General features: G+C 63.6%; 31 protein-coding genes. 13 read left to right on the forward strand and 18 right to left on the reverse strand.

Translation table 11 applies throughout. The features are described from left to right. Positions 1-46: 46 nt before the first annotated feature. Positions 47-1,252 carry an MFS transporter gene (locus tag FQ775_RS22870; RefSeq protein WP_146299852.1) on the forward strand — a complete coding sequence of 402 codons (1,206 nt, stop codon included), beginning with the start codon at positions 47-49 and terminating at the stop codon, positions 1,250-1,252. Here FQ775_RS22870 and FQ775_RS22875 read toward each other — a convergent pair. Next, positions 1,213-1,806 carry a transporter gene (locus tag FQ775_RS22875; protein ID WP_146299851.1) on the reverse strand — a complete coding sequence of 198 codons (594 nt, stop codon included), beginning with the start codon at positions 1,804-1,806 and terminating at the stop codon, positions 1,213-1,215. The genes FQ775_RS22870 and FQ775_RS22875 overlap by 40 nt on opposite strands. Further along, positions 1,806-3,002, reverse strand: coding sequence for a succinyl-diaminopimelate desuccinylase (gene dapE / locus FQ775_RS22880; protein ID WP_146299850.1), 1,197 nt, complete (start codon positions 3,000-3,002; stop codon positions 1,806-1,808). Before dapE ends, FQ775_RS22875 begins: the two co-directional genes overlap by 1 nt. 123 nt (positions 3,003-3,125) lie before the next feature. Between dapE and FQ775_RS22885 the strand changes: the two genes are divergently transcribed. Beyond that, the gene (locus FQ775_RS22885; protein ID WP_146299849.1) at positions 3,126-4,157 is read left to right on the forward strand and encodes a 2-dehydropantoate 2-reductase; all 1,032 of its coding nucleotides are present in this window, start codon (positions 3,126-3,128) and stop codon (positions 4,155-4,157) included. 6 nt (positions 4,158-4,163) lie between these two features. Here the strand turns inward: FQ775_RS22885 and FQ775_RS22890 are convergent, their stop codons facing one another. From FQ775_RS22890 to dapD, 4 genes are all read right to left on the reverse strand, one after another. Continuing rightward, the gene (locus FQ775_RS22890; RefSeq protein WP_146299848.1) at positions 4,164-4,877 is read right to left on the reverse strand and encodes a hypothetical protein; all 714 of its coding nucleotides are present in this window, start codon (positions 4,875-4,877) and stop codon (positions 4,164-4,166) included. A gap of 11 nt (positions 4,878-4,888) precedes the next feature. Beyond that, a complete protein-coding gene (locus FQ775_RS22895) occupies positions 4,889-5,260 on the reverse strand; it encodes a DUF805 domain-containing protein (protein WP_146299847.1) in 372 nt (123 codons plus the stop codon). Continuing rightward, positions 5,253-5,603, reverse strand: coding sequence for a DUF805 domain-containing protein (locus tag FQ775_RS22900; RefSeq protein WP_146299846.1), 351 nt, complete (start codon positions 5,601-5,603; stop codon positions 5,253-5,255). The genes FQ775_RS22895 and FQ775_RS22900 overlap by 8 nt, the downstream gene beginning before the upstream one ends. A 72-nt stretch (positions 5,604-5,675) precedes the next feature. Further along, complete coding sequence (gene dapD, locus FQ775_RS22905; protein WP_146299845.1) at positions 5,676-6,530, reverse strand: 2,3,4,5-tetrahydropyridine-2,6-dicarboxylate N-succinyltransferase; 855 nt, start codon at positions 6,528-6,530, stop codon at positions 5,676-5,678. A 152-nt stretch (positions 6,531-6,682) separates the two neighbouring features. Between dapD and FQ775_RS22910 the strand changes: the two genes are divergently transcribed. Beyond that, entirely contained in the window at positions 6,683-7,522 is an 840-nt protein-coding gene (locus FQ775_RS22910; protein WP_146299844.1) for an LOG family protein, read from the forward strand. 39 nt (positions 7,523-7,561) lie between these two features. On the opposite strand, the gene FQ775_RS22915 is transcribed toward FQ775_RS22910, so the two are convergent. Then, complete coding sequence (locus tag FQ775_RS22915; protein WP_146299843.1) at positions 7,562-8,275, reverse strand: pyrimidine 5'-nucleotidase; 714 nt, start codon at positions 8,273-8,275, stop codon at positions 7,562-7,564. Positions 8,276-8,411: 136 nt separating this feature from the next. Between FQ775_RS22915 and FQ775_RS22920 the strand changes: the two genes are divergently transcribed. Both FQ775_RS22920 and FQ775_RS22925 read left to right on the forward strand, forming a co-directional pair. Further along, a complete protein-coding gene (locus tag FQ775_RS22920) occupies positions 8,412-9,173 on the forward strand; it encodes a GGDEF domain-containing protein (RefSeq protein ID WP_146299842.1) in 762 nt (253 codons plus the stop codon). A gap of 104 nt (positions 9,174-9,277) precedes the next feature. Continuing rightward, positions 9,278-10,183, forward strand: coding sequence for a DMT family transporter (locus FQ775_RS22925; RefSeq protein ID WP_146299841.1), 906 nt, complete (start codon positions 9,278-9,280; stop codon positions 10,181-10,183). A 9-nt stretch (positions 10,184-10,192) separates the two neighbouring features. Here FQ775_RS22925 and argB read toward each other — a convergent pair whose 3' ends face one another. Continuing rightward, positions 10,193-11,089, reverse strand: a complete 897-nt coding sequence (gene argB / locus FQ775_RS22930) for an acetylglutamate kinase (RefSeq protein ID WP_146299840.1) — start codon at positions 11,087-11,089, stop codon at positions 10,193-10,195. Positions 11,090-11,344: 255 nt separating this feature from the next. Here argB and FQ775_RS22935 point away from each other — a divergent pair, with 255 nt between their 5' ends. The 3 genes from FQ775_RS22935 to yihA all read left to right on the forward strand — a co-directional run bounded on the left by FQ775_RS22935 (position 11,345) and on the right by yihA (position 13,336). After that, positions 11,345-11,830, forward strand: a complete 486-nt coding sequence (locus tag FQ775_RS22935; RefSeq protein WP_246730410.1) for a fasciclin domain-containing protein — start codon at positions 11,345-11,347, stop codon at positions 11,828-11,830. 220 nt (positions 11,831-12,050) lie between these two features. Further along, the gene (locus FQ775_RS22940; RefSeq protein WP_146299838.1) at positions 12,051-12,689 is read left to right on the forward strand and encodes a CatB-related O-acetyltransferase; all 639 of its coding nucleotides are present in this window, start codon (positions 12,051-12,053) and stop codon (positions 12,687-12,689) included. Then, positions 12,686-13,336 (forward strand): ribosome biogenesis GTP-binding protein YihA/YsxC, encoded by a 651-nt coding sequence (gene yihA, locus FQ775_RS22945; RefSeq protein ID WP_256378203.1) that lies wholly within the window; start codon positions 12,686-12,688, stop codon positions 13,334-13,336. Before FQ775_RS22940 ends, yihA begins: the two co-directional genes overlap by 4 nt. On the opposite strand, the gene msrB is transcribed toward yihA, so the two are convergent. The 3 genes from msrB to FQ775_RS22960 all read right to left on the reverse strand — a co-directional run bounded on the left by msrB (position 13,333) and on the right by FQ775_RS22960 (position 15,798). Continuing rightward, positions 13,333-13,848, reverse strand: coding sequence for a peptide-methionine (R)-S-oxide reductase MsrB (gene msrB, locus FQ775_RS22950; protein ID WP_146299837.1), 516 nt, complete (start codon positions 13,846-13,848; stop codon positions 13,333-13,335). The genes yihA and msrB overlap by 4 nt on opposite strands. Before the next feature lie 196 nt (positions 13,849-14,044). Next, positions 14,045-14,599 (reverse strand): fasciclin domain-containing protein, encoded by a 555-nt coding sequence (locus FQ775_RS22955; protein WP_146299836.1) that lies wholly within the window; start codon positions 14,597-14,599, stop codon positions 14,045-14,047. Positions 14,600-14,769: 170 nt separating this feature from the next. After that, the gene (locus FQ775_RS22960) at positions 14,770-15,798 is read right to left on the reverse strand and encodes a LysR family transcriptional regulator (RefSeq protein ID WP_146299835.1); all 1,029 of its coding nucleotides are present in this window, start codon (positions 15,796-15,798) and stop codon (positions 14,770-14,772) included. Between the two features lie 207 nt (positions 15,799-16,005). On the opposite strand from FQ775_RS22960, the gene FQ775_RS24220 reads away from it, so the two are divergent. After that, positions 16,006-16,359, forward strand: a complete 354-nt coding sequence (locus FQ775_RS24220; RefSeq protein WP_432420076.1) for a cupin domain-containing protein — start codon at positions 16,006-16,008, stop codon at positions 16,357-16,359. A 36-nt stretch (positions 16,360-16,395) separates the two neighbouring features. Beyond that, positions 16,396-17,190 carry a glutathione S-transferase family protein gene (locus FQ775_RS22970; RefSeq protein ID WP_146299833.1) on the forward strand — a complete coding sequence of 265 codons (795 nt, stop codon included), beginning with the start codon at positions 16,396-16,398 and terminating at the stop codon, positions 17,188-17,190. A 23-nt stretch (positions 17,191-17,213) separates the two neighbouring features. Here the strand turns inward: FQ775_RS22970 and FQ775_RS22975 are convergent, their stop codons facing one another. The 4 genes from FQ775_RS22975 to FQ775_RS22990 all read right to left on the reverse strand — a co-directional run bounded on the left by FQ775_RS22975 (position 17,214) and on the right by FQ775_RS22990 (position 19,895). Beyond that, complete coding sequence (locus FQ775_RS22975; RefSeq protein WP_146299832.1) at positions 17,214-17,951, reverse strand: anti-sigma factor; 738 nt, start codon at positions 17,949-17,951, stop codon at positions 17,214-17,216. Then, positions 17,948-18,487 carry a sigma-70 family RNA polymerase sigma factor gene (locus tag FQ775_RS22980; protein WP_146299831.1) on the reverse strand — a complete coding sequence of 180 codons (540 nt, stop codon included), beginning with the start codon at positions 18,485-18,487 and terminating at the stop codon, positions 17,948-17,950. Before FQ775_RS22980 ends, FQ775_RS22975 begins: the two co-directional genes overlap by 4 nt. Before the next feature lie 65 nt (positions 18,488-18,552). Then, the gene (locus FQ775_RS22985; RefSeq protein ID WP_146299830.1) at positions 18,553-19,017 is read right to left on the reverse strand and encodes an anthrone oxygenase family protein; all 465 of its coding nucleotides are present in this window, start codon (positions 19,015-19,017) and stop codon (positions 18,553-18,555) included. A gap of 11 nt (positions 19,018-19,028) precedes the next feature. Then, positions 19,029-19,895, reverse strand: a complete 867-nt coding sequence (locus FQ775_RS22990) for an NAD(P)H-binding protein (protein WP_146299829.1) — start codon at positions 19,893-19,895, stop codon at positions 19,029-19,031. Between the two features lie 100 nt (positions 19,896-19,995). Here FQ775_RS22990 and FQ775_RS22995 point away from each other — a divergent pair, with 100 nt between their 5' ends. Then, complete coding sequence (locus tag FQ775_RS22995) at positions 19,996-20,634, forward strand: TetR/AcrR family transcriptional regulator (protein WP_146301957.1); 639 nt, start codon at positions 19,996-19,998, stop codon at positions 20,632-20,634. Between the two features lie 58 nt (positions 20,635-20,692). Here the strand turns inward: FQ775_RS22995 and yidC are convergent, their stop codons facing one another. The 3 genes from yidC to rpmH are packed head-to-tail and all read right to left on the reverse strand — an operon-like array spanning position 20,693 to position 23,007. Beyond that, entirely contained in the window at positions 20,693-22,510 is a 1,818-nt protein-coding gene (gene yidC, locus FQ775_RS23000) for a membrane protein insertase YidC (protein WP_146299828.1), read from the reverse strand. Beyond that, positions 22,494-22,859, reverse strand: coding sequence for a ribonuclease P protein component (rnpA, locus tag FQ775_RS23005; protein ID WP_246730216.1), 366 nt, complete (start codon positions 22,857-22,859; stop codon positions 22,494-22,496). Before rnpA ends, yidC begins: the two co-directional genes overlap by 17 nt. Before the next feature lie 13 nt (positions 22,860-22,872). Next, complete coding sequence (gene rpmH, locus FQ775_RS23010) at positions 22,873-23,007, reverse strand: 50S ribosomal protein L34 (protein WP_146299826.1); 135 nt, start codon at positions 23,005-23,007, stop codon at positions 22,873-22,875. A gap of 314 nt (positions 23,008-23,321) precedes the next feature. Between rpmH and FQ775_RS23015 the strand changes: the two genes are divergently transcribed. Beyond that, complete coding sequence (locus tag FQ775_RS23015) at positions 23,322-24,176, forward strand: DUF547 domain-containing protein (RefSeq protein WP_167813133.1); 855 nt, start codon at positions 23,322-23,324, stop codon at positions 24,174-24,176. A 10-nt stretch (positions 24,177-24,186) separates the two neighbouring features. After that, on the forward strand, positions 24,187-24,936 hold the full coding sequence (locus FQ775_RS23020) for a TVP38/TMEM64 family protein (RefSeq protein ID WP_246730217.1): 750 nt from the start codon (positions 24,187-24,189) through the stop codon (positions 24,934-24,936). Positions 24,937-24,958: the final 22 nt, after the last annotated feature.

A 24,958-nucleotide genomic window follows, 5' to 3' on the forward strand; every position in this document is an offset into this window, starting at 1 on the left:
TGCAAATTCCAGTTGTTGCTGAAGATTGTTCGGTCATGATGCCCTCATGTCGAAGATAGATCAAGCTTTCCTCCCTGCTGGTTCGGCGCCGCAAGCCATTCCCCGGAAGGCCTTCCTGTTGACCGCTTGCGTCGCCGTGGTTGGCAGCAACTCGCTGGCGCTCGGGCCGATCGCACCGGAGGTCGCAAGGGGATTTGGTGTTTCGGTCCCCGCCGTGATGACCGCGTCGGCGGGTTTCGGATTGGCGACAGCGGCGAGCGCGCTGTTCCTTCCGCGGCACATCGATCGCATCGGTTCGCATCGTGTGCTGCGCCATGCCCTCGCACTGCTCGCGTTGGCGCTTCTGCTGAGCGCTGCCGCGCCAACGGTCATGATGCTGGTCGTCGCGCAACTGCTCGCGGGCATTGCCGCCGGCGTAGCCCTGCCGGCCATCTACGCCACCGCCGCAGCGATCGCGCCGCGCGGCCGCGAAAGCGAAACCATTGGCGTGGTACTGACCGGCTGGACCCTGAGCATGGTCGCCGGCGTGTCGCTGTCGGCCGTCATCGCAGATGCTGTCCACTGGCGTGCCGTCTTCGCGGCGGTCGCGTTCCTGGCGCTGGCAGCCTTCGCGGCAATGGCGTTGTCGAGGAACGACGACGCGGGCTCGGGCACGGTGGCACCGCCGCCACTTCAGGCGCTGGCGATTCCGGGTGTCGCGCCGCTGCTGGTTGCGTGCTGCGCCTTCATGGCTGCCTTTTACGGGATCTACGGCTATCTCGGCGACCATCTGGTGATCGGCCTCGGCCACGCTGTCAGCGCCAATGGGCTGCTTGCCGTATCCTACGGTCTGGGTTTCGGCAGCGCCGCCTTCCTTGACCGCGTGATCGATCGAATGGGGCCGCGTCGAGCCATGCCGCTCGCCTATATGCTGGTTGGCGCGATCTATGTTGCAATGGCTGTCGCAGGCGGTTCTTACTGGGCCATCATCGGCATCGTCTTCTTCTGGGGACTGGTGAACCATTTCGGCCTCAACGTCCTGGTCATGCGGCTGGCTGCCATCGATCCGGCCCGACGCGGCACGATCATGGGGCTGAACAGCGCGGTGACCTATTTCGCCGTATTTCTAGGGACGACCGGCTTCGGACCTGTCTATGCGGATTGGGGTTTTGCGGCCGCCGCCATGCTTGCCGCGGGGCTGATGATCATTGCCGCGCTGGCGGCGCTTGTGCGTCAGCCGGCTGCCGGCACCTCGATGCCGAACAGCCCCTGAAGCGTAACGAGCACCGCGATCGACATCGCCAGCATGAGCGCAAAGACTCCGGTGGCGAGCGCGGCGCCGCGGTCGATGACCGCGTTGGTAAGCCGCCAGGTGAGTGCCAGCGACACCACGAAGACGGCGATCGAGAGCAGGGTCGCCGCGTCCTGCCAGCCGGGAAAGACCAGCCGGATGAGCGCCGGCGGCAGCATGATCCAGACCAGCAGCGCCGAGCCCCAATTGCCGGCGACCACGTAGGCGACGAAGCGGTCGCCGACGCCGAGCGGGCGCGACAGGAACGCGAAGGCGACCAGCGGCAGCACCCACGTGGCGATGTCGATCACGCCGAGCAGCGCAACCGTGGCGACGCGTCCGCCGGTGCCGTCTCCGACTTCGCTGGCGACGGTCGCCCAGCCGACCGTCAGGGCCGGAACGGCGATCAGGATGGCATAGAACGAGTTCCAGAAGCCGTCGGCCGAAAGGTCGAACATGCGGATCGCCTCGGGCTTGCCGTTCATCAACCGCCAGGCACCCACCAGATAGCTTTGAATTTCCTCCGCCGAGGGCATCAGGCGCCCTTCTCGAACCAGCGGGCCAGCAGGCGCTCATAGATGCGGGTCAGGCCTTCGAGATCGGCAAGCGCGACTCGCTCGTCGACCATGTGCATGGTCTGGCCGACCAGCCCGAACTCCACCACCGGGCAATAATCCTTGATGAAGCGCGCATCCGATGTGCCGCCGGAGGTCGAAAGCTCCGGCCGGCGGCCTGTCACGTCCTCCACCGCTTCCGACATCAGCTTGATGAGCCTGACGTCCCGCGTGAGGAAGACGTGGCTCGGGCGTTCGTTCCATTCGATCTCGAAGCGGACCGGCTCGCGGCGTCCGGGCCTGAGCTTCCTGCGTCGCGCCGCGCGGTCCAGGCGGTTGTGGATTTCCGCCTGCAGGCTCTCGGCCGTCCATCGGTCGTTGAAGCGGACATTGAAGGCGAGGCTGGCCGCGGCCGGGATGACATTGGTGGCGGGATTGCCGACATCGATGCTGGTGATCTCGAGATTGGTCGGCTGGAAGTCCCTCGTGCCGTCGTCAAAGGCGGGATAGAGCAACGCCTCGGAGAGCATCAGAAGGCCGCGCACCGGGTTGTCGGCAAGGTGAGGGTAGGCGGCGTGGCCCTGGGTGCCGGCAACCCGCACCCGCCCCGAGAGCGAGCCGCGGCGGCCGATCTTGATCATGTCGCCGAGCCGCCCCGGATTGGTTGGCTCGCCGACGACACAGGCGTCCCATGTCTCGCCCTTCGCTGCCGCCCAATCCAGCAGCTTTACCGTGCCGTTAAGCGCCGGACCTTCCTCGTCGCCGGTGATGATGAGCGAGATCGAACCGGGCGGACCCCCACGTTGGTCGAGGAAGCGGGCTATCGCTGCCACGAAGCATGCGATGCCACCCTTCATGTCGACGGCGCCGCGCCCGAACATTTCCTCGCCGGCGATTTCGGCCGCGAAAGGCGGATGCGACCAGGCATTTTCGTCGCCAACAGGCACCACGTCGGTGTGGCCGGCAAAGGCCAGATGCGGGCCTTGCTTTCCAAGGCGGGCATAGAGGTTTTCGATGTCCGGCGTTCCATCCTGCGAGAAAACCGGACGCTCGATAGCAAAGCCAAGCGGTTTCAGCATCGCCTCCAGCGCGGCGAGCGCGCCGCCTTCCGCCGGGGTCACGGAGGGGCAGCGAATGAGTGTCTGGAGGTTGGCGACCGGATCGGAGGCAGCATGCATGGGCGGATGGATAGTCGAAACCCGGGCTGCTGTCACGCCGTGCGAACGCGCCCTTGGCGATCTGCTGCCGCTCGCTTGACGGGGACAAATGCGGCGTGCCTCATTCAGGGAGGCGGAGGCAGGATGTTCGATCCCAAGACACGCATCACCATCGCGGGAGCCGGCAGCATTGGCTGCCATGCCGGCGGCTGCCTCGCGCTGGCGGGGCGGAACGTCACCTTCCTTGGACGTGAGCGGATCGTCTCGCGCCTTACCAGTGTCGGCCTGACCATCCGAGATCTCGACGGGTCGGAGCGGCACGCGGCGCCGGAGTCTTTCTCAGCGACCAGCGATGCCGGTACGGCGCTCCGGGACACCGACGTCGTTCTGGTCGCCGTCAAGAGTGGCGCGACGGCGGAGGCCGCGGAACTGATCGCGCGGCACGGCCGCGACGGCGCGGTCGTTGTGAGCCTGCAAAACGGCGTCGGCAACAAGGAGGTCTTGCGCGAGCGACTCGCGGGCAGGTTCACCGTGGTGGCCGGCATGGTGCCATTCAATGTGGTTCCCGATCTCGCGGGTAGGAACCCGCCGGCCTTTCACCGCGCCACGGAGGGGACCATTCTGGTCGGGGCGGAGGCACCCGGCCTTGCAACCCTGCTCGATGTCGCTGGCCTTCCCGCGAGCGAGGCGCGGGACATGGATGCCGTTCTATGGGGCAAGCTTCTGGTCAACCTGAACAACGCCCTCAATGCCCTCTCGGGCCGGCCGCTGGCCGAGGAACTGGCCGACCGGCGCTGGCGAGTGCTTTTGGCCGATCAGATGGCCGAGGCGCTTGCCGCGATGAACGCGGCTGGCGTCCGCCCGGCGAAGATCGGCCGGCTTCGCCCGTCCGTTCTGCCGATGCTCCTCAAATTGCCAGATTTTCTGTTCCGGCGTGTCGCAAGGCAGATGCTGGCGGTCGATCCCGCCGCGCGTTCCTCGATGTGGGAGGACCTGCAAAATTGTCGTCCGACCGAGATCGACGAATTCCAGGGCACCGTCGTCGCGCTGGCGGAGAAGCATGGATTCTCCGCGCCGGCAAATCGTGCGGTCATGGCCGCGATCCGGCAAGCGGAAACGGAAGCAAAAGGGTCGCCGAACCTCGACCCGGCGGCGCTCCGGCCGGCGCGCCGCTAGGTCGCGCTAGTCGCTTTTGGTGACGAGCCCGGTTTCGCCGATCAGCATGATCTTCTGCCAGATCTTGCGCGACAGGTTGGTGCCCAGCGCCTCGATGTCGTTGACGGCGTCGACGACGATATTGTCGTTGACCGATTGCGCAAAAAGCGCGGCCAGCTTGCCTGTGATCGACAGCATCTCCGAGCAATAGTCAAGATAGCGGGCGAGGTCGCCCGGGCTCAGATCGCGCCGCGGCGAACTCTTGGTGCGGTGAACGCCGGCCTTGAGCGCCGCCGGATCCTTCGTCAACTGGTGCATGTCGATGACGTGGATCATCGATCGTAGCCCGTGCAACTGCCTGAACACGCGCTTGCGCTTGATGCGTTCCTCGGCACTGACCAGCGATATCAGCCCGAGGCCGGCGAGCAGCAGCGTGTTGATGGAGGCCTCCAGTCCCTGGACGAAGTCGAAGGCGCCAGTCGGCGTGCGGTCGAAGGACAGGATCGTGCCGACGAAAAGGAACACTGACGCGCCCAGGGCGATGACAAGACCGATGATGATGCGCAGCCACCAGATCGGAGCCTCGAGCGCCTTCGCGCCATCGGCGAGGTCTCGCGCAAGCGCGACCAGTTCGTTTGCCACCTTGGACAGCCCGGCTTCGGGAAACCGTTCGCTGACGCGGCGTTGAAGAACCTCCGCGGTTGCGATGATCTGCATGGGATCGAGGCTGCGATAGGGCATCTGCGGATGCCCTAATGCGGCGAATTGCTGGTCGCGCCGTACCGGTTGGGGCCCGGATCGCCCGGTATCAGGCAGAAAGCGATGAAGGCGATGTAGGAAATCACTGGAATGAAAAGCGTTATTGCGAACACCCCGGGTTTTCCGAAATCATGCAGCCGCTTGACGCTGAGCGCGAAGATCGCCCAGACGCAGACGAGGCCGGCCGCAAAAAAGCTCAGCGCCCAGGCGCCGCTCTCGGGGCTTTCCTCCTGGGCAAGAACGAAGCGGTAGAGCAGGAAGGCTGGAACCAGATTGGCCAGCAAGCCTCCGAGCAGATAGGCGGCGCGGCTGATCCGGCCGCCCACCTTGAAGAAGAGCCAGTAGAGTTGCTGGATGTCAGGCAAGCGGATCCGGTCCGTACTGATTGTCGCCCTTGTCGCCCTCCAGGATGCCAAGTTCGATCAGGATCCAGAAGAAGCCGATCAACGGAACCAGCGCGATCAGCGTCCACCAGCCGCTCTTGTTGCGGTCGTGCCAGCGCTTGGCGTAGAGGGCGCACGCCAGGTAGATCGAAATCAGCGTCATGATGCCCGAAAAGATGCCGAAGCCGTTGGCGCTTTGCGTTCCCAGCATTATGTCGAGGCCGGTCGCGATCAGCCCGGCCACGAACAACACGCCGACGCCGGCCCAGAACTTGGCGCGATTGATACGGCCTTCAAAGCTGGTCAGAAGATATTTCCAGTCCATGTCGAAATCCCCCTCGGGAAAGAACAAGCCCCAGACGGCGATGTTAGACCGAGTGTGGAATGGACGAAAAGGTCAATCTCTCAGAAGCTCGTTGATCGACGTCTTTGACCGGGTCTTTTCATCGACCTTCTTGACGATGACCGCGCAGTAGAGGCTGGGACCCCAGTTCTCTCCCGGAACGTTCTTGCCGGGCATGGTACCGGCGACCACGACCGAATAGGGCGGCACTTCGCCGTAGAAGACCTTGCCCGTCTCGCGGTCGACGATCTTGGTCGATTTGCCGATGAAGACGCCCATGCCAAGCACGGATCCTTCGCGCACGATGCAGCCTTCGACGACTTCCGAGCGCGCGCCGATGAAGCAATTGTCCTCGATGATAGTCGGGCCAGCCTGCATAGGCTCAAGAACGCCACCGATTCCGACACCGCCCGAAAGGTGCACGTTCTTTCCGATCTGGGCGCACGAGCCGACGGTGGCCCAAGTATCCACCATCGTGCCGGCATCGACATAGGCGCCGAGATTGACGAAGGATGGCATCAGCACAACGCCTGGCGCGACATAGGCCGAACGGCGCACGACTGCACTGGGCACGGCACGAAAGCCGGCCTTCTCGAACTCGTTCGCCGACCAGCCGTCGAATTTGGACGGTACCTTGTCCCACCAGACCGCATCGCCCGGGCCGCCTTTGATGACCTCCATAGGGTTGAGCCGGAAGGAAAGTAGCACCGCCTTCTTGAGCCACTGGTTGACATGCCACGTGCCATCCGCGCCGCGTTCCGCCACTCGCGCCTCGCCGCGGTCGAGCATCTGCAGCGATGCCTCGACAGCGTCGCGAACCTCGCCGCGCGTCTCGGCATTGATCCCGTCGCGTTCCTCGAAAGCCTTGTCGATCGTCCGTTCGAGGGCGGCGAGGTCGTGCTTTTGCATCGAGGGCTCCGTTACACGTCGTATTAAGGGATAGGCTGTAGCCATAGGCTGGCGGCAAGTCGCGCGGAACCTATGTCAACGCCTTGGGAGGGTCAATCGCGCCCGCGTCATCCGCGGCGCGCAAAGCGACACAGTTCGGGGACCAGACAATCATGAATCCGATGGACAAGAGTGGCTGGACGCCGCTGGCGCATTCCGACGAGGATCTCGAGCGCTCGCGCAGCGTGCCCGATACCGAGCAGACCCGCTCAGCCGCCTACCGTTTGGCCTGGGACGACGACGACTTCATGACCCGGCGCGAATTGCGGCCGGTACGTTTGCAACTCGAGTTACTCAAGCCGGAGATGGCGCTCGCGGAGCGTGGTATCCGTTCCACCGTGATCCTGTTCGGCGGCGCCCGCATTCCCGAGCCGGGTGGCCCGGCCTGGGCGGCCAAGAACGAGACCCAGAAGAGAAACCTCGAGGAAAACAGCCGCTACTACGAAGAAGCACGCAAGTTCGCGCGGCTGTGCTCGGAGCACTCCGCCGCCTCCTACTATCGCGAGTTCGTGATCGTTACCGGCGGCGGGCCCGGCGTGATGGAAGCGGGAAACCGCGGCGCGGTCGATGTCGGAGCCCCGACGATCGGCCTCAACATCGTGCTGCCGCACGAGCAGGCGCCCAATCCCTATGTGACGCCGGAGTTGTGTTTCAATTTCCACTATTTCGCGATCCGCAAGATGCATTTCATCATGCGCGCAAAGGCTGTCGCGATCTTCCCTGGCGGCTTCGGCACGATGGACGAGTTTTTCGAGACCCTCACGCTGATCCAGACTGGCCGCATGGAACGTGTGCCGGTCATCCTGTTCGGACGCGCTTTCTGGGAACGCGCCGTCGACCTGGAGTTCCTGGCCGAGCAAGGCACGATTTCCCCGGGCGACCAGGACATTATCGACTACGCCGACACGGCTGAGGAGGCGTGGCAGCACATCCGGAATTTCTACGAAATCTGACGGCCATATGCCGCGAGGATCTGCGCGCTTCTTGCGCGGTCAGGCGCTTGCGCGACCGCGATTGACCGCTTCAAGGAAGGCGGCGAGGTCGTCGGTGACGTAGTCTACGTCGTCCTCCTTATCAGGGTCCTGTTCCCAGATTTCGGCAAAGGTCGGCTCGAAATTGCGCGGCACGATCAGCACAGTGGTCATGCCAAGCGCCTTGGGCACCGAAAGGTTGCGCGCCAGATCCTCGAACATCACCGAATCGGCGCCGGCAACGCGGTGCAAGGCGGTGAACTTGTCGTAGGTCTCGCGGGCAGGCTTGGGCACGAGGTCGGCTGCCACGATGTCGAAGATGTCGTCGAAGTGATCGAGAATGCCGAGCTGCCGCGCGGTGCGTTCGGCATGTCGCCGGTCACCGTTGGTGAAGATGAACTTTCTGCCCGGCAGCTTGCGGATCTCGGCGCCAAGGGCCGGGTCCGGCTCCAGATGTGAGTAGTCGATATCATGGACCTTCTGCAGGAAGTCGTCCGGGTCAATGCCATGCCTTGCCATCAGTCCGTTCAGCGTCGTGCCGTATTCGCGGTACAGTTGCTTCTGTACCGCTCGTGCGTCCTCGCACGGCAGTTCCAGCAATTCCGAAACATAAGACGTCATGCGCACGTCGATTTGCGCGAAGAGGTTCGAATGGTGCGGGTAAAGCGTGTTGTCGAGGTCGAACACCCAATTGTTGATGTCCGAGAATTCTTCCGGTCGGGGTGCTTGGGTCATTGCGCGCTTATCGCATTTTCCTTCGAGTTTGCCAGTCGCCGGCGAGCAGGACGCGACGGTGGTTCAAATTTTAGCCAATATCCATACGCGAATTTCAGCCGACCATGGCAAGCTCCGATCGGGTGGGGAGAACTTCATGCACTCGATCCTTGTCAGGTCAGGTCTTGTCGCCGTGGGATCGGCCGTGGCATCGGTCCTCGTCGCTTCGACGGTGATGGCGGTGCAGGGCCTGACGCTGGACGGCAACGGGCTGGCAATGTCGATCCTTTGCCCGCTGCTGATCGCATGGCCCGCGAGCGCCTACAACTTCCGGCAACGCCGGCGGCTGGCGGAAGCGAATGCCTCGCTGCTGCGCGCGCATGCCGACCTGGCCGAGGCGCATGCGCGGCTTGCCGAACGCGCCAGTCGCGACGCCATGACCGGCATGCTGAACCGCGAAAGTTTCCTCGACGCCATCAGGGCCGAGCAGGCGCAAGGCGGCTCGGGCGCGTTCTTGATCATCGATGCCGACCACTTCAAGCGTATCAACGATACGCATGGACACCAGATAGGCGATGCGGCGCTGGTCGAGATCGCTGCCGCGATCCTGAGGGCGCCGCCACGAGGCAGCATCGTCGGCCGCATCGGCGGGGAGGAATTCGCGGCCTATGTCCCCGATTGCCGAGGCGAGGCGGTCGAGGTCGTGGCCGAGGAGATAAGGCGCAGCGTCGAGGCGATCGGCTTTGCGCCGGCGGGCCGCGACGAACCGCTGTCGGTATCGATCGGGGTCGCGGTATTCACCGAGGATCTGACGATCCCGCAAATCCTGCGGATCGCCGACAGGCGCCTTTATCGCGCCAAGCGCGCCGGCCGTAACAGGGTAGTCGCCGACGACAGCGACGACCGCGCCGCAGCCTGATCACGTTAACCGAGGTGTGTCGTCGCGATTGGCGCGGTCATCCTGGCCTATTGCGCTACGATTGCCCGTCGGCCTAGATCGCTCCTCTTTCGAGAGGGGTTGTCTTGGAACTCTGGATACCGATCACCATCGCCGCGGCGTTCCTGCAGAACGTGCGTTCGGCGATGCAGAAGCACCTGAAGGGCGTCATGGGCACCACCGGGGCGACCTTTGTGCGATTCGGGTTCGGCGCCCCGTTTGCGTTGATCTTCGTCGCCGTGCTGCATCTCGGCGTCGGCTATGAACTGCCGGCCGTCAACGCCCGCTTCATACTGTGGATGCTGGCCGGCGGCGTCGGCCAGATCGCCGCGACCTTTCTCCTCATCTACCTGTTCTCCTTCCGCAACTTCGCGGTCGGAACAGCCTATTCGCGCACCGAGCCGGCGCAGGCCGCGATCTTCGGGTTGATCTTCCTGGGCGAGCGGGTATCGGCCGGCGTGCTCGCGGCGATCGCGATCAGTGTCTTCGGCGTCATGCTGATCTCGGTCGCGCACACGCCGTTGAGCTGGCGCGCGCTGTTGACCTCCATGGCGAGCCGAAACGCGCTGATCGGACTGGCCTCAGGAACGCTGTTCGGCGTGACGGCGGTCGCCTACCGGGCCGCCTCCCTGGCGCTGGGCGGCCCGAACTTCATGATGCAGGCGGCGATCACACTCGCCTGGGTGATCCTTTTCCAGACCCTGATCATGGCCGCGTGGATGATCTGGAAGGATCGTGCCGAGATCGGCCGCATCGCGCGTGCCTGGAAGCCGGCGCTGATCGTCGGGCTCGCCGGCGCCTCGGCGTCGTTCGGCTGGTTCATGGCGATGACCCTGCAGCAGGCAGCCGTGGTCAAGGCGCTGGCGCAGGTGGAGATGATCTTCACCTTCGCCTCCGCCGTGTTCTTTTTCCGCGAGCGTATCAACCTGATGGAGGTCGCCGGCTGCCTGCTGATCGTCGGTGGGATATTGCTGCTGCTCGCCGTCGGGTGACGCCCGGCGTCAGGGCACGAGCAGCGTGCCGGCGCCGTGTTCGGTGAACAGTTCCAGCAGTACCGAATGCGGGGTCTTGCCGTTGAGGATCACGACCCCTTCCACACCGCGCTCAATGGCCTCGATGCAGGTTTCCACCTTGGGAATCATGCCGCCCGAGATGGTGCCGTCGGCGATCAGTTCGCGCGCCTGGCTGACTGTCAATTCGTCGATCAGATTCTTGTCGGCATCGAGAACGCCGGGCACGTCGGTCAGGAACAGCAGCCGCGAAGCCCTGACCGCACCGGCGATCGCGCCTGCAAATGTGTCGGCGTTGATGTTGTAGGTATGGCCGTCGCGTCCGGGCGCCACGGGTGCGATCACCGGGATCATCTCCGAGCGCGCAAGCAAATCGAGCAGCGTCCGGTCAACCTCGACCGGCTCGCCGACGAAGCCGAGATCAAGGACCCGCTCGATGTTGGAGTCGGGGTCGACCATGGTCTTGTGCGCCTTCTCCGCGAAGACCATGTTGCCGTCCTTGCCGCACAGGCCGATCGCCCACTCGCCCTCGGCGTTGATGAGCGCGACGATCTCCTTGTTGATCGAACCCGCGAGCACCATTTCGACGATCTCGACAGTCTTTTCGTCGGTGACCCTCAGGCCGCCCTCAAACTTTGATTCGATCCCCATTTTCTTCAGCATCGCCGCGATCTGCGGTCCGCCGCCATGCACCACGATCGGGTTGACGCCGGATTGTTTGAGCAGCGCGATGTCGCGTGCGAAGGCGCGACCGAGCTCGATGTCGCCCATGGCATGGCCGCCATATTTCACCACGACGGTCTTGTTCTCGTAGCGCTGCATGAAGGGCAGGGCGGCCGAGAGAAGACGTGCCTGTTCTCCGGCGGTGGCGGCGATGTCGCTCGTCATCGGATACCTGTCTGGGTGTGGACCGAGCGCCGGTCATAGCGGGAATGCCGGCAAGGGGCAATCATCCGGAATGCCGCCAGGTTTCGCGTACTGTCTTCACATTCCGGTGAGCGTCGAAACTCCATTCTCAGAACGGCGTGGCTTCTCCCGTCGCCTGACGGCAAACCAACAGAGGAGAAAACGTTCATGAAACCGATGCGCACGGGCATCATCGCCACCGCGATCGTCCTTCTCGCCGGCGCCACGTCCTTTGCCATGGACAATCCCATGGTCGGTGGCGCGCCGATGTTCGCCGACAAGAACATCGTCGAGAACGCGGTCAACTCGAAGGATCACACTACGCTGGTGGCAGCCGTCAAGGCTGCCGGCCTGGTCGAGACCCTGCAGAGCCCGGGTCCGTTCACGGTGTTCGCGCCGGTCAATGACGGCTTTGACCAACTGCCGCCCGGCACCGTCGAGACGCTGCTCAAGCCCGAGAACAAGGATACCCTGGTCAAGGTGCTGACGGCGCATGTCGTGCCCGGCAAGCTTTCCGCCGCCGACCTCATGCGCAAGGCCAAGGCCAATGGCGGCCGCTACAACATGCAGGCGGCGAGCGGCGACGCGTTGACCGCTATGGTCAGGGGCAACAGCATCTACATCTTCGATGAGAGCGGCGGCGCGGCCAAGGTGTCGATCGCTGACGTCAACCAGTCGAACGGTGTGATCCACGTCGTCGAGGAAGTTCTGCTTCCGAAGTAGCACGACGGTCGAACCGTCTCGCAACGCGCCGGAGCTCTCACGGGCTCCGGCTTTTTTTCGTGGACGGTTCGAGATTGCGACGTTAAGAAGACGCCTTCTTTCCGGGAGCGCAGGTCGATGAACAAGGTGCACTGATCCGCAAGAAACGGCGTTGATGCGCCGGGGCGGATCTTTTGTCTTGCACCCTGAGCATTTCATTCCGACTGCCGGAGACGCCTTCATGCATGCGCCCGATCCCGACAATACGCACCCGTTGCCGTTTCATCCACGCACGGCTTTCCTGAAGAACCTCATCACCCGGCCGACCATCGAGGTCGGTGACTATACCTATTACGACGATCCTCTCGGCCCGGAGCGGTTCGAGGAGCACAATGTGCTTTACCATTTCGATTTCGTTGGCGACCGGCTGGTGATCGGCCGCTATTGCGCCATTGCCGCCAACACCCGGTTCATCATGAACGGCGCCAACCATGACATGCGAGGTTTCTCGACTTTTCCGTTTCCGATCTTCGGCGGGGCATGGCGCGACGCCTTCGATCCCGCGGTCCTGGCCGCCGGACATCGCGGCGACACCGTAGTCGGCAACGATGTCTGGTTTGGCATGGAGGCACTTGTCATGCCGGGCGTGACCATCGGCGACGGCGCGGTCGTCGCCGCGCGCGCCGTCGTTGGCAGCGATGTGCCTCCCTACGCGGTGGTCGCCGGCAATCCGGCCCGCATCGTGCGCATGCGCTATGACGAGGAGACCGCCCGGCGGCTTCTGGCCGTGGCCTGGTGGGACTGGCCGGTTGACAAGGTGACCCGCAACATCGATGCCATCTCTGGAACCGATCTCGACAGACTGGAACGAGCCGAGTGAACGAGAGCCTTCATCCCGGGCCGGCTTTTCCGCGCAATTGGGTCTTCATCCGCGGCGTGCCGGCGATGAAGTTCCTGCCGCCGGAAGGGCCGCCGGAGATCGCCTTTGCCGGGCGCTCCAATGTCGGCAAATCGTCGCTGATCAACGCGCTTGTCGACCGCAAGGGGCTGGCCCGGACATCCAACACGCCCGGGCGTACGCAGGAACTCAACTATTTCGTTCCGGATGGTTATGCCGGCACGGCAGCCGATCTGCCGCCGCTCGCGCTCGTCGACATGCCGGGCTATGGCTTCGCCAAGGCGCCGAAACCCGTGGTCGAGAACTGGACCCGGCTGGTCTTCGATTATCTGCGCGGTCGTGTGACGCTGAAGCGGGTCTATCTGCTCATCGACGCACGCCATGGCGTCAAGACGGTCGACGACGAGGTGATGGACCTTCTCGACAAGGCGGCGGTGTCCTATCAGATCGTGCTGACCAAGGCGGACAAGATCAAGCCGCCCGCGGTCGACAGGCTCGTCGGCGAGACCGGCGCCAGGATACTCAAGCGACCGGCGGCTTTTCCCGAGGTGCTGGCGACCTCGGCCGAGAAGGGCATGGGTCTGGATGCTTTGCGCGCGGCGATCATGCGCGCGGCAAGTAGCGCCTAGCCGGAGCCTGACGCGGCCGGCTTGAAATTCAGCGCGATGCCGTTGATGCAGTGGCGCTTGCCTGTCGGCGGCGGGCCGTCGTTGAAGATGTGGCCGAGATGGCCGCCGCAGCGGCGGCAGTGGCATTCAGTCCGGGTCATGAACAGTGAATTGTCTTCCTTGGTGCCGATGGCGTTCGGCAGCGATTCCCAGAAGCTTGGCCAGCCGGTGCCGGAATCGTACTTCACCTCCGACGAGTAGAGCGGCAGATCGCAGCCGGCGCAATGGAAGATGCCTTTGCGCTTCTCCTCGTTTAGCGGGCTGGTGAAGGCACGCTCCGTGGCTTCCTCGCGCAGCACGGCGAACTCGTTGTCGGTCAGGATCTTGCGCCATTCGGCTTCGGTCTTTGTGATCTCGAAATCCTCACCGTCCATGGCCATGGCATCACCCGCCAGCCGACGGCGAGCAGCCAGGGAAAATCCCGCCATCACGGCGAGACCGGCAGCGCCATAGAGAAACTTTCGGCGTAACATGGAACTCTCCTTTGCCAGCCAGGCTAACGGCCTGTTGGTTCACGAAGAAATCAACTCGGCTTGAAACGCTCAAGGCGTCGTGTCCACCGTATGCACCCGCGTCCCCGGAACATGTCCGGGGACGCGGGGTCGGCACGACCGCGCTCCAATGTGGATTGCCGGAGGGACACCCGCGCGGCCGGCCGGTTTCGGCGCCTTAAGCCTTCGGCAGGAGCACCTTGTCGATGACGTGGATGACGCCGTTCGACTGGTCGACATCGGCGATGGTCACCGTGGCCACGGTGCCGTTTTCGTCGGTCAGCGTGATGTTGTCGCCATCCATCTTGGCCTGCAGCATGCAGCCGCCCACGGTCTTGACCGGGTGATTACCGCCATCATCCTTGATCATCTGGCCAATCGCGTCCGACATGGCGTCCGCGGCCACGACATGGCAGGTGAGGATCTTGGTAAGCTGGTCCTTGTTTTCGGGCTTCAGCAGCGTATCGACGGTGCCGTCGGGGAACTCTTCGAACGCGGCATTGACCGGCGCGAAAACGGTGAACGGGCCCGGACCCTGCAGCGTCTCAACCAGGCCGGCGGCCTTGACGGCGGCAACCAGCGTAGTGTGGTCCTTCGAATTGACGGCGTTCTCGACAATGTTCTTGTCGGCGTACATCGGTGCGCCGCCGACCATCGGATTGTCCATGGCGAACGATGCGGCACCGGCCATCGTAAAGGCGGCGGTGAGGGCGACGATCTTGGAACGTGACATGTCTTGAAACTCCCTGTTGGTTGGCCCCTTCCGGGGCGGGCGACGGGAGTCACGGGAGATGGTCGGGCGAAGTTTCAGGCGGCGCTGGAAAATGTCTGATGTGACGGCAGGCGCCCCGTCCGTTTTCCGCGAGAAGGCATGGCGCAAACGTGGAAGGCGGCTTCTGGCGTTTACTTTCCCGTGCCCAGCGGTGCCTTTTCCGCCACCGCCGTGGTACTGCGCCTCTCGTGCAACGCTGTGCATAGTACGGGGTCTTGTGGGTCGGCCTCGTCCGCAAAAGAGGAGATCCGCCGGATCATTGTGCGCAACCAGGAATTGGCGCTGTCACTGTCGTGCCGTCGGTGCCAGTAGAGATTGACATCGATAATGGGCGGGTCGAACGGCGGCAGATAAAGTTCAAGGTTCATCTGCGGCGCAACGAGGCGGGCGTAGTGAACCGGAAGGTTGCCCACCATGTCGCTGGATGCAACGGCCGACGCCACGGCGTGGAAATGCGGCAGTGTCAGCATGACGGACCGCGATAGCCCCTGATCCTCCAGCGGCGTGTCGATTGTTCCCCGACGCGAGCCGTCCATCGACATGACCACGTGTGGAAGCGCGCAATAAAGCTCGGCCGGCAAGCGCTCGCCGGCCGCAATCCCCGCATCGCGCAGCCGCTCGTTTCCCTTCGCCGCCGCGGCGACAATATAGGAATGGAACAGCGTTTGCTTGCGGATGTAGTCGGGCGGCTCGATGGTCGAAGGGCTGAAGGCCAGATCGACACGGCCATCGGACAGGGCTGGAACGACCTCTGACGATGGCATGTCGAGCATCTGGAGAACGACTCGCGGCGCCTGGACATGCACGGCCGCGGCGAGGGAGGGCATGATCAGGGTCGAAAAATAGTCGGAGCCGAGAATGCGGAAAGTTCGTTCCGCGCGTGGCGGGTCGAATGGCATGGCGACATCGAAAGCGTCTTCCACCCTGGCCATCGCTGCGCGCACCGGTGCGTGCATGAGTTCAGCCTTGGTGGTCGGAACCATGCGGTTCCCTTCCCGGATGAAGAGTTCGTCGCCGGCAATATGACGCAACCGGCCGAGGGCCGAACTGACCGCCGGCTGACTGAGGCCGACTCGCTCAGCCACCCTGGTCGTCGAACGCTCCTGCATCATCGCATCAAAAATGCGCAAGAGATTCAGATCGATACCGGAAAAATTCATTGGTCTTATGGACGTTATCGCATCTTTCGATTTCAGCGCTCCTCCTCCTTTGCCTTACCGTCGTTCAGAGGTTGGAGCAAAGAGCCGAGGACACCGGACATGGATACCACGACACGAGCCGCCATCAATGGCAACGAATGGTTCGCCTGGGCAGGTACCGAATATTTGATCCAGTTGAGGAAGGCGGATACGTCCGGGGCGGTCGGCATGTTTGAAGGCATCGTACCGCCCGGGGAAGGACCGCCGATCCACGTCCACCGCAACGAGGACGAGGTGATCCATGTCCTCGAAGGAACCTACAAATTCTGGCTGGATGGCAGCACGACGATGCTTGCCGCGAGCAGTTCGATTTTCCTGCCGCGCGGCGTGCCGCACACATTCCAAGTCATCGGTCCGGAGCCGGGACGCAACCTTGCGGTGCTGACGCCCGGCGGTTTCGAGGGCTTCTTCCTCGACGTGGCCGGCGAGGCCCTGACCATACCCGGGGACATGGCACGGATCGGCGAGATCGCCGAGGGCTACGGGCTGGAGTTTGTCGGCCCGCCATTGGCTGCACTCTGACATCGCCCGCAAGTCGCTATGAGGTTCGAGCCAATCATGTCCCGCAAGCCCGTCGTCTACCACATTCCCGTCTGCCCGTTCTCGCAGCGCCTCGAAATCCTGCTGGAACTGAAAGGCATACCTGATCGAGTGGATTTTTCCGTCGTCGACATCACCGTTCCGCGCCCGACCTGGCTGCTCGAACTGACGGACGGGACAACTGCCCTGCCGGTCTTGCAGACGGAGGAGGGAAGGATCATCAAGGAGAGCCTGGTCATTCTGAACTATCTCGAGGACCGGTACACCGAGCGGCCGGTCGCGCGCAGCGATCCCTACGAGCGCGCGGTCGAGAACATGCTCATCGCGCGAGAAGGGCCGTTTACGACGACGGGCTATCTCTTCGTCATGAACCAGGATCGCGCGGCGAGGCAGACCTTCCTGGAGAAGATGACCGGACACTACCGCGATCTGGACAGTTTCCTGCGAAAGTACAGTCCCGAAGGACCGTTTCTGTTCGATCGCTTCGGGCTCGCGGAAACGGTGTTTACCCCCATGTTCATGCGTTTCTGGTTTCTTGAGTACTACGAAGGCTTCGCGCTGCCCGAAGACGGTCTCGAACGGGTTCGCGCATGGCGTGACGCCTGTCTGGCGGAGCCGGCTGCCGCACAGGTGACCCGCGAGGAAATCATCAAGCTTTATTACGACTATGCGCAAGGTGCGGGAAACGGCGCACTGTTGCCGGGCCGCACGAGATCAAGCTTCGTGTTCGATCCCGGCTGGCGCAATAGACCATGGCCGCCGCAAGCCAAGTACGGATCGTCGGCAAGCGATGCGGAACTGGGTTTGGTCTGAAGTGAGGCGGCTGATTCCTGCCTCTAGACCTCGTGGAGGTTGCCGGCTGCCACGACCGGACCGGTCGGCTGTCCGGTAGGCGAGCCGCCGGCCGGTTCCAGGCTGATGGCGAAGACCGCGCCCGCGCCGATCTTGCGCTGCAAGTCGTCGCTCACAGCCAGATGCACGCTCGAACCGGCCGGGATGATGCCGAGCGAGACCGGCGAATTGCCGCCCTCGATGACCCAGAGCTCGAAGTCGCGGCCCTCGTCGCGCGCGCCGGTGACATGCGAGAGCCCGATGTCGCGTTCGCTGGCGTCGTAGACCACGAAGTAGTGGACGTCGCTCTGCTGCGGCGCCAGCGAGGCGACAAGGCGCTCGCGCTGCGGCGCGGCGGGCTCGGGAGCAAGCAGCGGAAGCGCGACGGCGATCAGGAAGGCGGCAAGCGCCGCCGCTGCAATGCCGCGCCAGAGCGCGAGGCTTGCCCAGAAACCGCCCGGCGCGGTGCGATCGCTGCCAGGAGCCTGTGTCGCATTGCCGGCGAACAGGCGCCGGTCGATCGCCTGCTTCGTCGAAGCAGGCGCTTCAACCGGCTCGTAGTTCGCCGCCATTGGCGACAGGCGCTCCTCCCAGCCTTCCACGAGGCGCGCGAAATCCGGGTCGCTGTCGACACGTCGCGCGGCCGCGCGACGATCGGCATCGTCGAGCGCGCCGAGCACATACTCGGCCGCGAGCGCCTCGTCGCCCGTCAGTTCGCGTCCATCGTCGTCGGCAGCGCTCATCGCTCCAGACATTCCCTCAGTTTCAACAGGCTGCGTCGCAGCCATGTCCGCATCGTATTGAGCGGCACGCCATGGCGCGTCGCAAGGTCGGCATAGCTGTCGCCGGAAAGATAGGCGCCACGTACCGCCGCCGCCCGGTCGGCATCGAGCTCGTCCAGGCAATCGTCGATGCGCCGGCGTTCGCCGCTGGCGACAGCCATTGCTTCCGGGCCGGGGTTGGGGTCGCTCACTTCCGTTGCCTCGTCCAGTGCCGCCGCCGTGGGTCGGCGAGCGCGCAGGCGGTCGATGCAATGGTTGCGCGCCACCGCAACGAGCCAGGAAATCGGGCTCAGCTCGGAGACAGCGAAGCGGTCGGCCTTGGTCCAGATCTTGACGTAGACCTCCTGCAGCGCCTCCTCGGCCTCCGCCCTGTCCCTCAAGACACGCAGGCACACGCCAAAGAGTTTCGCGCTGGTTTGCCGGTAAAGCAAATCAAAGGCGCCGCGGTCCTTCATCGAGGTGCGAACGATCAGCTTGGTGATGTCATGCGGCGTCATGCGCGACCAAACTAGCGTGGCGTCGCGTATTTGCAATGACGACCCGTGCGTATGGCATGTTGGTACTACCGCAAGCCGAGCGCGAAGCAGGCCGTCGCGGCGAGCCCGGCCACCGTTCGTACATGGTTCCACGCGGTCCAGCGGGCGAGGTAGTCGGCCCATATGCGCGCGCCTTCGGCGCTCGCTGGATCGGCCGCGGCAAGGGCGTTGTTCATCGGCACGTTGAAGAGAACTGTCACTGCGATGATCCCGGTGAGGTAGATCACCGAGCCTGCGATGAGCGGCAGGCCGCGCCCCTCCGACCATCCGGCCAACGCGGCGACGCCGATCGTGATCGCAAGCAGCGCCGGACCGAAGAAGGCGAGGAAGAAGACCGGATTCTGGATGACCTCGTTGATGCGCTGCATGGCAGCGATGCCCGCGGCCGGCTCGAGCCGGCCGAGAGCGCCCATGACCGCAGTGGAGAAGGCGAAGAAAAGCCCGCCCATCAGCGCGGAACCGAGCAGGGCGGCGAGGACGAGAATGGTCATTGGTATCTCCCTCAACGATCGTTGCCGGCAACGGCGGGTTCGGCCGCAACTTTCCAGACGCCGGTCGCTGCCGTCTCGCGCGCATAGGCCGAAAAACCTTTGGGTTCCCGTCCGAGCGCTCGCTTCACGCCGTCGGTCAGATAGGCGTTGCGCCCGTCGAGCACCTCGGTGAACAGCATCATCAGGAGCGCTATCATGTCGCTTGGCACCCCTTCAGACGCCAGCATTGCCGAGAATTCCCCGGGCGAGATCGTTGCGAAGCGGATATCGCGTCCGGTGGCTTCGGCGATCTCGGCTACCGCTTCCGACAAGGTCAGGAGGCGCGGCCCTGTCAATTCGTAGAGCTGACCGATGTGACCGTCCTCGGTCAGCGCGGCAACGGCGGCGTCGGCAATGTCTTCGGCGTCGACGAAAGGTTCCCGCACGCTGCCGACCGGGAGCGCTATGACGCCCGCCTTGACGAAATCGAGCAGAAAGCTTTCCGAAAAATTCTGGTTGAACCAGCTGCAGCGCAGGATCGTCCAATCGGCACCCGAGGCCTTGAGGATGTCCTCGCTGCGTTGTGCTTCCTCCTCCCCGCGACCGGACAACAGCACGATGCGCCTTACTCCCTGCGCCAGCGCGGTCTCGACGAAGGCCGCGATTGCTTCCGGTGCGCCGGGGGCGGCGAGGTCCGGATAGTAGGTCACGTAGGCGGCGGAGGTGCCTTCCAGTGCTGCCGGCCAGGTTGCGCGGTCTTCCCAGTCGAAGGGGATCGATGCCGACCGCGAGCCGATGCGTACCTGCCTGCCGCGCGCGGCAAGGCCTTCAGCGACGCGGCGGCCGGTCTTGCCGTTGCCGCCGATGAGCAGGATCGGGTTCTGTGTGCTCTGTGTCATCTCGCTCTCCTAAAAGATGAGTAATCCTCACATTTGCAAATGTGATAAATCCTCATATTATGATTGTCAAGCGGCAAATCGAATCGAGAGCGAAGAGAAAATGAGCGGGCCCACAGCCGGGAAAAATGCCGTGATCACACCGTCACCGCGCAAGACGCCGGTGCAGCAGCGCAGCCGGGAGCGATTCGAGCGCATGTTGGCCGCTGCTACCGAGCTCATCGCCGAGCAGGGCAGCGACGCCTTGAAAATGAGCGATGTGGCAGCGCGCGCCGATGTGTCGATCGGCTCGCTTTACCAGTTCTTCCCGGACAAGAGCGCGATCCTCGCCACCTTGGTGGAGCGTTGCAATGCGCAAAGCCGCGACTGCATCGAGGAAGAACTGTCCGGCGTGCGCGACAGCGACGGCTTGCGAACAGCCTTCTTCGACCTCATCGACATTTATTATGCGATGTTCCTCGCCGAACCGGCGATGCGCGACATCTGGTCCGGGGCGCAGGCCGACAAGCAGTTGAGCGCGCTGCAGGTCGAGGAAAGCCGCGCCAACGCCGCGGTGCTCGCGTCGGTTCTGGAGAGGCTGTTCCCGGGTGCCGACCAAGCGAGGCTTGCGACGAAGTCGCTGTTGGTCATGCACCTTGGCGAGGAGACCATGCGGCTGGCGCTCGCGGTCGGCCGTGCCGAAGGCGACCGCTTGGTGGAGGCGTACAAGGATATGGCGGTGAGGGAACTACTCGCCGCGTGAGCGGGCGCCGAAACAAGAAGGCCTGCCAACCGCCGGGGCCGTCCCAAGGTGGTAGTTCCTATTCGGCCGGCTGGTTGGGCTTTTTCTTGAACAGTCCGGCGAGATTGTCCCACAGTTCGATCTTGGCACCCTGGCGCTTCATGATGATGCCCTGCTGCAGGATCGACAGGAAGTTGTTCCAGGCCCAATAGATGACAAGGCCGGCCGGGAACGTCGCCAGCATGAAGGTAAAGACCACCGGCATCCAGTTGAAGATCATGGCCTGGGTTGGGTCCGGCGGCGTCGGGTTCATGCGCATCTGCAGGAACATCGTGACGCCCATGATCAGTGGCCAAACGCCGATCAGCAGGAATGACGGCACGTCGTAGGGCAGCAGCCCGAACAGGTTGAAGATCGAGGTCGGATCCGGCGCCGCCAGATCCTGAATCCAGCCAAAGAACGGTGCGTGCCGCATTTCGATGGTGACGTAGAGCACCTTGTAAAGCGCGAAGAAGACCGGAATCTGGATCAGGATCGGCCAGCAGCCCGCGACCGGATTGATCTTCTCGGTCTTGTACAGCTCCATCATCGCCTGCTGCTGCTTCATCTTGTCGTCCGCATATTTTTCGCGGATCTCCAGCATCTTCGGCTGCACCTTCTTCATGTTCGCCATCGACTTGTAGGACTTGTTGGCGAGCGGGAAGAAGATGAGCTTGACGATGACGGTGGTCGCAAGGATGGCCACGCCAAAATTGCCGAGCAACTTGTAGAGCCAGTCGATCAGGTAAAACATTGGCTTGGTGATGAAGTAGAACCAGCCCCAGTCGATCAGAAGGTCGAACTGGCGGATCTGGCGCTCCTGCTCGTAGGCGTCGACCCTGGAAACTTCCTTGGCGCCGGCGAACACCATGGTTTCCAGCGTCGCCGTCTCGCCCGCATTGACCACCATCGGGTCCGCAAGGAAATCGGCCTGGTAGCGAGGGCGTCCGTCGCTGTTGTAGACGAAGCGCGGCTGGAACTGCTGCTTGCCCGACGGCACCATCGCCACAGCCCAGTATTTGTCGGTAATTCCGAGCCAGCCGTCATTCGACTTCGACGGGATGATCTTGCCGTCCTCCTCGACGTCCGAGTAGTCGATCTCCTGCAGGCCTTCCTCTCCGGTAACGCCGATCAGGCCTTCGTGGAGAACGTAGATGCCCGTCGTCTGCGGCTTCTCGAACCGGGTCACGCGACCATAATTGCTCAGCGACACCGCGTTGCCGGACCTGTTTTCGATCGTGTCGGAGAACGTGAACATGTAGTCGGAGTCCACCGCGATCGTGCGCCGGAAAACCAATCCCTTGTCGTTCTCGTAGGTAAGCACCACAGGGTTTGCCGGCGTCAGCACCGGCTCGCCCTCGACCGACCACACCGTATTGAAGGTGGGCACGTCGCCGGTCGCGTCGCTCCCGACAAAGCCGACTTCGGCGTAGTAGCCTTCCGGCAATTGCGAGGGGTTCAGAAGCTCGATGTTCGGCGAGTCCTTTTTCACCGTCAGCCGGTAGTCCCTGAGACCGAGGTCGTCGATGCGCGCGCCGGTCAGGTTGATCGAGCCGAACAGCCGCGGCGTATCGATCTTGATGCGGCCGTCGGCCGACACGGCCGCAGGGCGGCCTTTCTGACCGTCGGCCTCAACACCCTCGCCCGGTATGTCGCCGCCCGGTGCCCGGGCAGGTCCGGCAATCCCGGTGCCATCCGCGCCTTGCTGCGCCTGCTCGCGCTCGGCGACGGCTTCGGCCTCGATGCGCGCCTGTTCCCGCTGCCGTTCGATCTTCGGGTTCACGTAGAACACCTGCCAGACCGTCAGGATGACGATCGACAGCGCGATCGTGATGAAGAAATTACGATTGTTTTCCATCAGGAACGGTTCCGCGCATTCGTCGGGAAAGTTCGCTTTTCAGCACGTCGAACGGCGCGGCGGCGATCTCGCGGCGCCCGACGATCACATAGTCCTTGCCGGCTTCCATGTCATCAGCGGCATGGACGCGCACGGCTTCTCTCAGCCGCCGGCGAATCCGGTTGCGCACCACCGAATTGCCGGTCTTCTTGGTCACAGTAAGGCCGAGCCGGGGCGGCGCGTCGTCGCCGCGATCGAGAACCTCGAGCATGAACAGGCGCCCGCGCCGCTTTTCGCCCCGCCGCACGGCCAGGAAGTCAGCGCGCTTGCGCAGCCGCTCGGGAGGCCGCGATCGCCCATTTTCGGCCAACAGTCGAAACCGCTCAGGCTGAAAGGCGATTGCGTCCGCGGTTGCGGCGTGCGGCGACCACGCGGCGGCCGCCCTTGGTGGCCATGCGGGCACGGAAGCCATGACGGCGTTTGCGAACGAGCTTCGAAGGCTGATAGGTACGCTTCATTTATTTGATACCGCGGCGTGCGGCCCTTCTTGGTTCTGTCTCTTCAGAGCAGGAGCGTCGGGGCCATGCCGAGGGCACACACAAAAGGCGCCGGGGCGGCTGACCCGATCGTGCGGCGGCTTATAGGGACACGCCCTGGCGAAGTCAACGCCAAGCCGGGGATGGGCGACCACGTGGGCGACCTCACGAAAGGGTGAGCTCCTGGCAATCTAGGGTCAATAGACGGTGAGAACGCCTGCGAGGCGGTTGTTTGGTTACGCACGGTGGGCCAAGTCGGAAAAAGCAAGCTTCAAAAACGAGTGTTACGAGGACGCGTGACGATCAAGAGCGAATCCATCGACCGTGTGACGTCCGGTCAGTCCTTGCCCAGGCGAACCTTCCTCACCGGCGCGCTGTCGGCCCTGGCCAGCTTGGTGTTGCCGACGGGCGCCTTAGCCGCGCCGCTCGAGCACTTCAGGCCACGCGGGGTTGGCGGCTACGACCATGGTGCATATGCTCCGCTGCTGGCTCGTTTCGTCAAGCCGGACGGCGCCGGCTACAACCGTGTTGACTATGCCGGCTTCAAGCGCGATGGGCACGGCCCGCTGAAGGCATATGTCGCAGCGTTGCAGTCGGCGACACCGTCGCGCTTCTCGGTTGATGCAGCGCATGCCTTCTGGATCAACCTCTACAACGCGGTCACGCTGGATGTTGTCCTCGACCACTATCCGGTCGCCACGATCAAGAACATCGGTCTCGGCGGTGGCGGTCTGTTCGGGCGCGGCCCTTGGTCAAAGGAACTGGTCAGCGTCGAAGAGACGCCGCTTTCGCTCGATGACATCGAGCACCGGATCATCCGGCCGCTCTTCAACGACCCGATGAGCCACTATGCGCTCAACTGCGCCTCCTATTCGTGCCCCAACCTCGCCGTGACAGCCTTCACCGGCGAGAATGTCGGCCGGCTCATGCGCGACAACGCCGTCGCCTATGTCAATCACGAGCGCGGTGTCGCTGTCGCCCGCGGCAGGATAACCGCTTCGAAAATCTATTCCTGGTATGCTGACGACTTCGGAGGGTGGGGCCGCCTGAAAGGCCATTGGACGGCGTTCGCCACAAAACCGCATGCGGCAGCAATTCGCGCCGCCGAGATGGGCGGTTATGACTATGACTGGTCGCTCAACGATGTCTGAGGAAACGATGATGACCGGCCGCAGCGAGGAGAAGCGGCAAGAAGGCAGCGGGGGCACGGTCAAACGCTTCGCGCCGCTTGCCGTCGTCGTTGCCGGGCTCGCCTTTGGCTACGCCATGGGCTGGCACCAATACCTTTCCCTCGGCTATCTCGCGGAGAGCAGGGAATTCCTGCTCGACTTCGTCGACAAGAACTATCTCGCCTCGCTCTTCGGCTTCCTCCTCGTCTACGCCCTAGCGGTGGCCTTCTCCTTCCCGGCAGCCTCGGTTCTCACCATCTTCGGGGGCCTGCTGTTCGGCTGGCTCGTAGCGGGGGTCGTCGTCGCCGTTGCCGCTACGCTCGGCGCCACTGTGGTTTTTGTCGCTGCGCGAACGGCATTCGGGGATATCCTGCACAAGAAGCTTGGATCGCGCGTCGCCCGGCTGGCCGACGGTTTCGAGCGCGACGCCTTCGGCTATCTGCTGGTGCTGCGTCTGGCGCCGATCTTTCCTTTCTGGATCATCAACATCGCGCCCGCCTTCTTCGAGGTGCGGTTGCGCACATATGTCGCTGCGACGTTCATTGGCATCCTGCCCGGCACTTTCGCCTATGCATGGCTGGGCCAGGGCCTCGACAGCGTGCTCGTCGCCGCTCGCGAGGCTGGGCGCGAAGTGTCATTGCGCGATCTCGTCACACCGGAAATCACCCTGGCCTTCCTGGCGCTGGCCCTTGTTGCGCTAATCCCGACCGTCGTAAGGAAGCTCGGAGGCGGACGCGGCTGACCGGGCCGAACCATGCCCAGGC

Origin of the sequence: Nitratireductor mangrovi (assembly GCF_007922615.2) — a bacterium.
Classification (GTDB): domain Bacteria; phylum Pseudomonadota; class Alphaproteobacteria; order Rhizobiales; family Rhizobiaceae; genus Mangrovimarina; species Mangrovimarina mangrovi.

Coding starts and splice junctions, on each gene's coding strand:
- FQ775_RS22960 (WP_146299835.1), bottom strand. CDS start 15,798: ATGAATTTTTCCGGTATCGATCTGAATCTCTTGCGCATTTTTGATGCG.
- FQ775_RS22915 (WP_146299843.1), bottom strand. CDS start 8,275: ATGACCCAAGCACCCCGACCGGAAGAATTCTCGGACATCAACAATTGG.
- FQ775_RS22885 (WP_146299849.1), top strand. CDS start 3,126: ATGTTCGATCCCAAGACACGCATCACCATCGCGGGAGCCGGCAGCATT.
- FQ775_RS22995 (WP_146301957.1), top strand. CDS start 19,996: ATGAGCGGGCCCACAGCCGGGAAAAATGCCGTGATCACACCGTCACCG.
- argB (WP_146299840.1), bottom strand. CDS start 11,089: ATGACGAGCGACATCGCCGCCACCGCCGGAGAACAGGCACGTCTTCTC.
- FQ775_RS22955 (WP_146299836.1), bottom strand. CDS start 14,599: ATGTCACGTTCCAAGATCGTCGCCCTCACCGCCGCCTTTACGATGGCC.
- FQ775_RS22975 (WP_146299832.1), bottom strand. CDS start 17,951: ATGAGCGCTGCCGACGACGATGGACGCGAACTGACGGGCGACGAGGCG.
- yidC (WP_146299828.1), bottom strand. CDS start 22,510: ATGGAAAACAATCGTAATTTCTTCATCACGATCGCGCTGTCGATCGTC.
- FQ775_RS24220 (WP_432420076.1), top strand. CDS start 16,006: ATGTTTGAAGGCATCGTACCGCCCGGGGAAGGACCGCCGATCCACGTC.
- FQ775_RS22875 (WP_146299851.1), bottom strand. CDS start 1,806: ATGCCCTCGGCGGAGGAAATTCAAAGCTATCTGGTGGGTGCCTGGCGG.
- FQ775_RS22935 (WP_246730410.1), top strand. CDS start 11,345: ATGGACAATCCCATGGTCGGTGGCGCGCCGATGTTCGCCGACAAGAAC.
- FQ775_RS22890 (WP_146299848.1), bottom strand. CDS start 4,877: ATGCCCTATCGCAGCCTCGATCCCATGCAGATCATCGCAACCGCGGAG.
- FQ775_RS22940 (WP_146299838.1), top strand. CDS start 12,051: ATGCATGCGCCCGATCCCGACAATACGCACCCGTTGCCGTTTCATCCA.
- msrB (WP_146299837.1), bottom strand. CDS start 13,848: ATGTTACGCCGAAAGTTTCTCTATGGCGCTGCCGGTCTCGCCGTGATG.
- FQ775_RS22910 (WP_146299844.1), top strand. CDS start 6,683: ATGAATCCGATGGACAAGAGTGGCTGGACGCCGCTGGCGCATTCCGAC.
- FQ775_RS22990 (WP_146299829.1), bottom strand. CDS start 19,895: ATGACACAGAGCACACAGAACCCGATCCTGCTCATCGGCGGCAACGGC.
- FQ775_RS22920 (WP_146299842.1), top strand. CDS start 8,412: ATGCACTCGATCCTTGTCAGGTCAGGTCTTGTCGCCGTGGGATCGGCC.
- FQ775_RS22985 (WP_146299830.1), bottom strand. CDS start 19,017: ATGACCATTCTCGTCCTCGCCGCCCTGCTCGGTTCCGCGCTGATGGGC.
- FQ775_RS22870 (WP_146299852.1), top strand. CDS start 47: ATGTCGAAGATAGATCAAGCTTTCCTCCCTGCTGGTTCGGCGCCGCAA.
- FQ775_RS22980 (WP_146299831.1), bottom strand. CDS start 18,487: ATGACGCCGCATGACATCACCAAGCTGATCGTTCGCACCTCGATGAAG.
- rpmH (WP_146299826.1), bottom strand. CDS start 23,007: ATGAAGCGTACCTATCAGCCTTCGAAGCTCGTTCGCAAACGCCGTCAT.
- FQ775_RS23020 (WP_246730217.1), top strand. CDS start 24,187: ATGACCGGCCGCAGCGAGGAGAAGCGGCAAGAAGGCAGCGGGGGCACG.
- dapE (WP_146299850.1), bottom strand. CDS start 3,002: ATGCATGCTGCCTCCGATCCGGTCGCCAACCTCCAGACACTCATTCGC.
- FQ775_RS22900 (WP_146299846.1), bottom strand. CDS start 5,603: ATGGACTGGAAATATCTTCTGACCAGCTTTGAAGGCCGTATCAATCGC.
- FQ775_RS22970 (WP_146299833.1), top strand. CDS start 16,396: ATGTCCCGCAAGCCCGTCGTCTACCACATTCCCGTCTGCCCGTTCTCG.
- dapD (WP_146299845.1), bottom strand. CDS start 6,530: ATGCAAAAGCACGACCTCGCCGCCCTCGAACGGACGATCGACAAGGCT.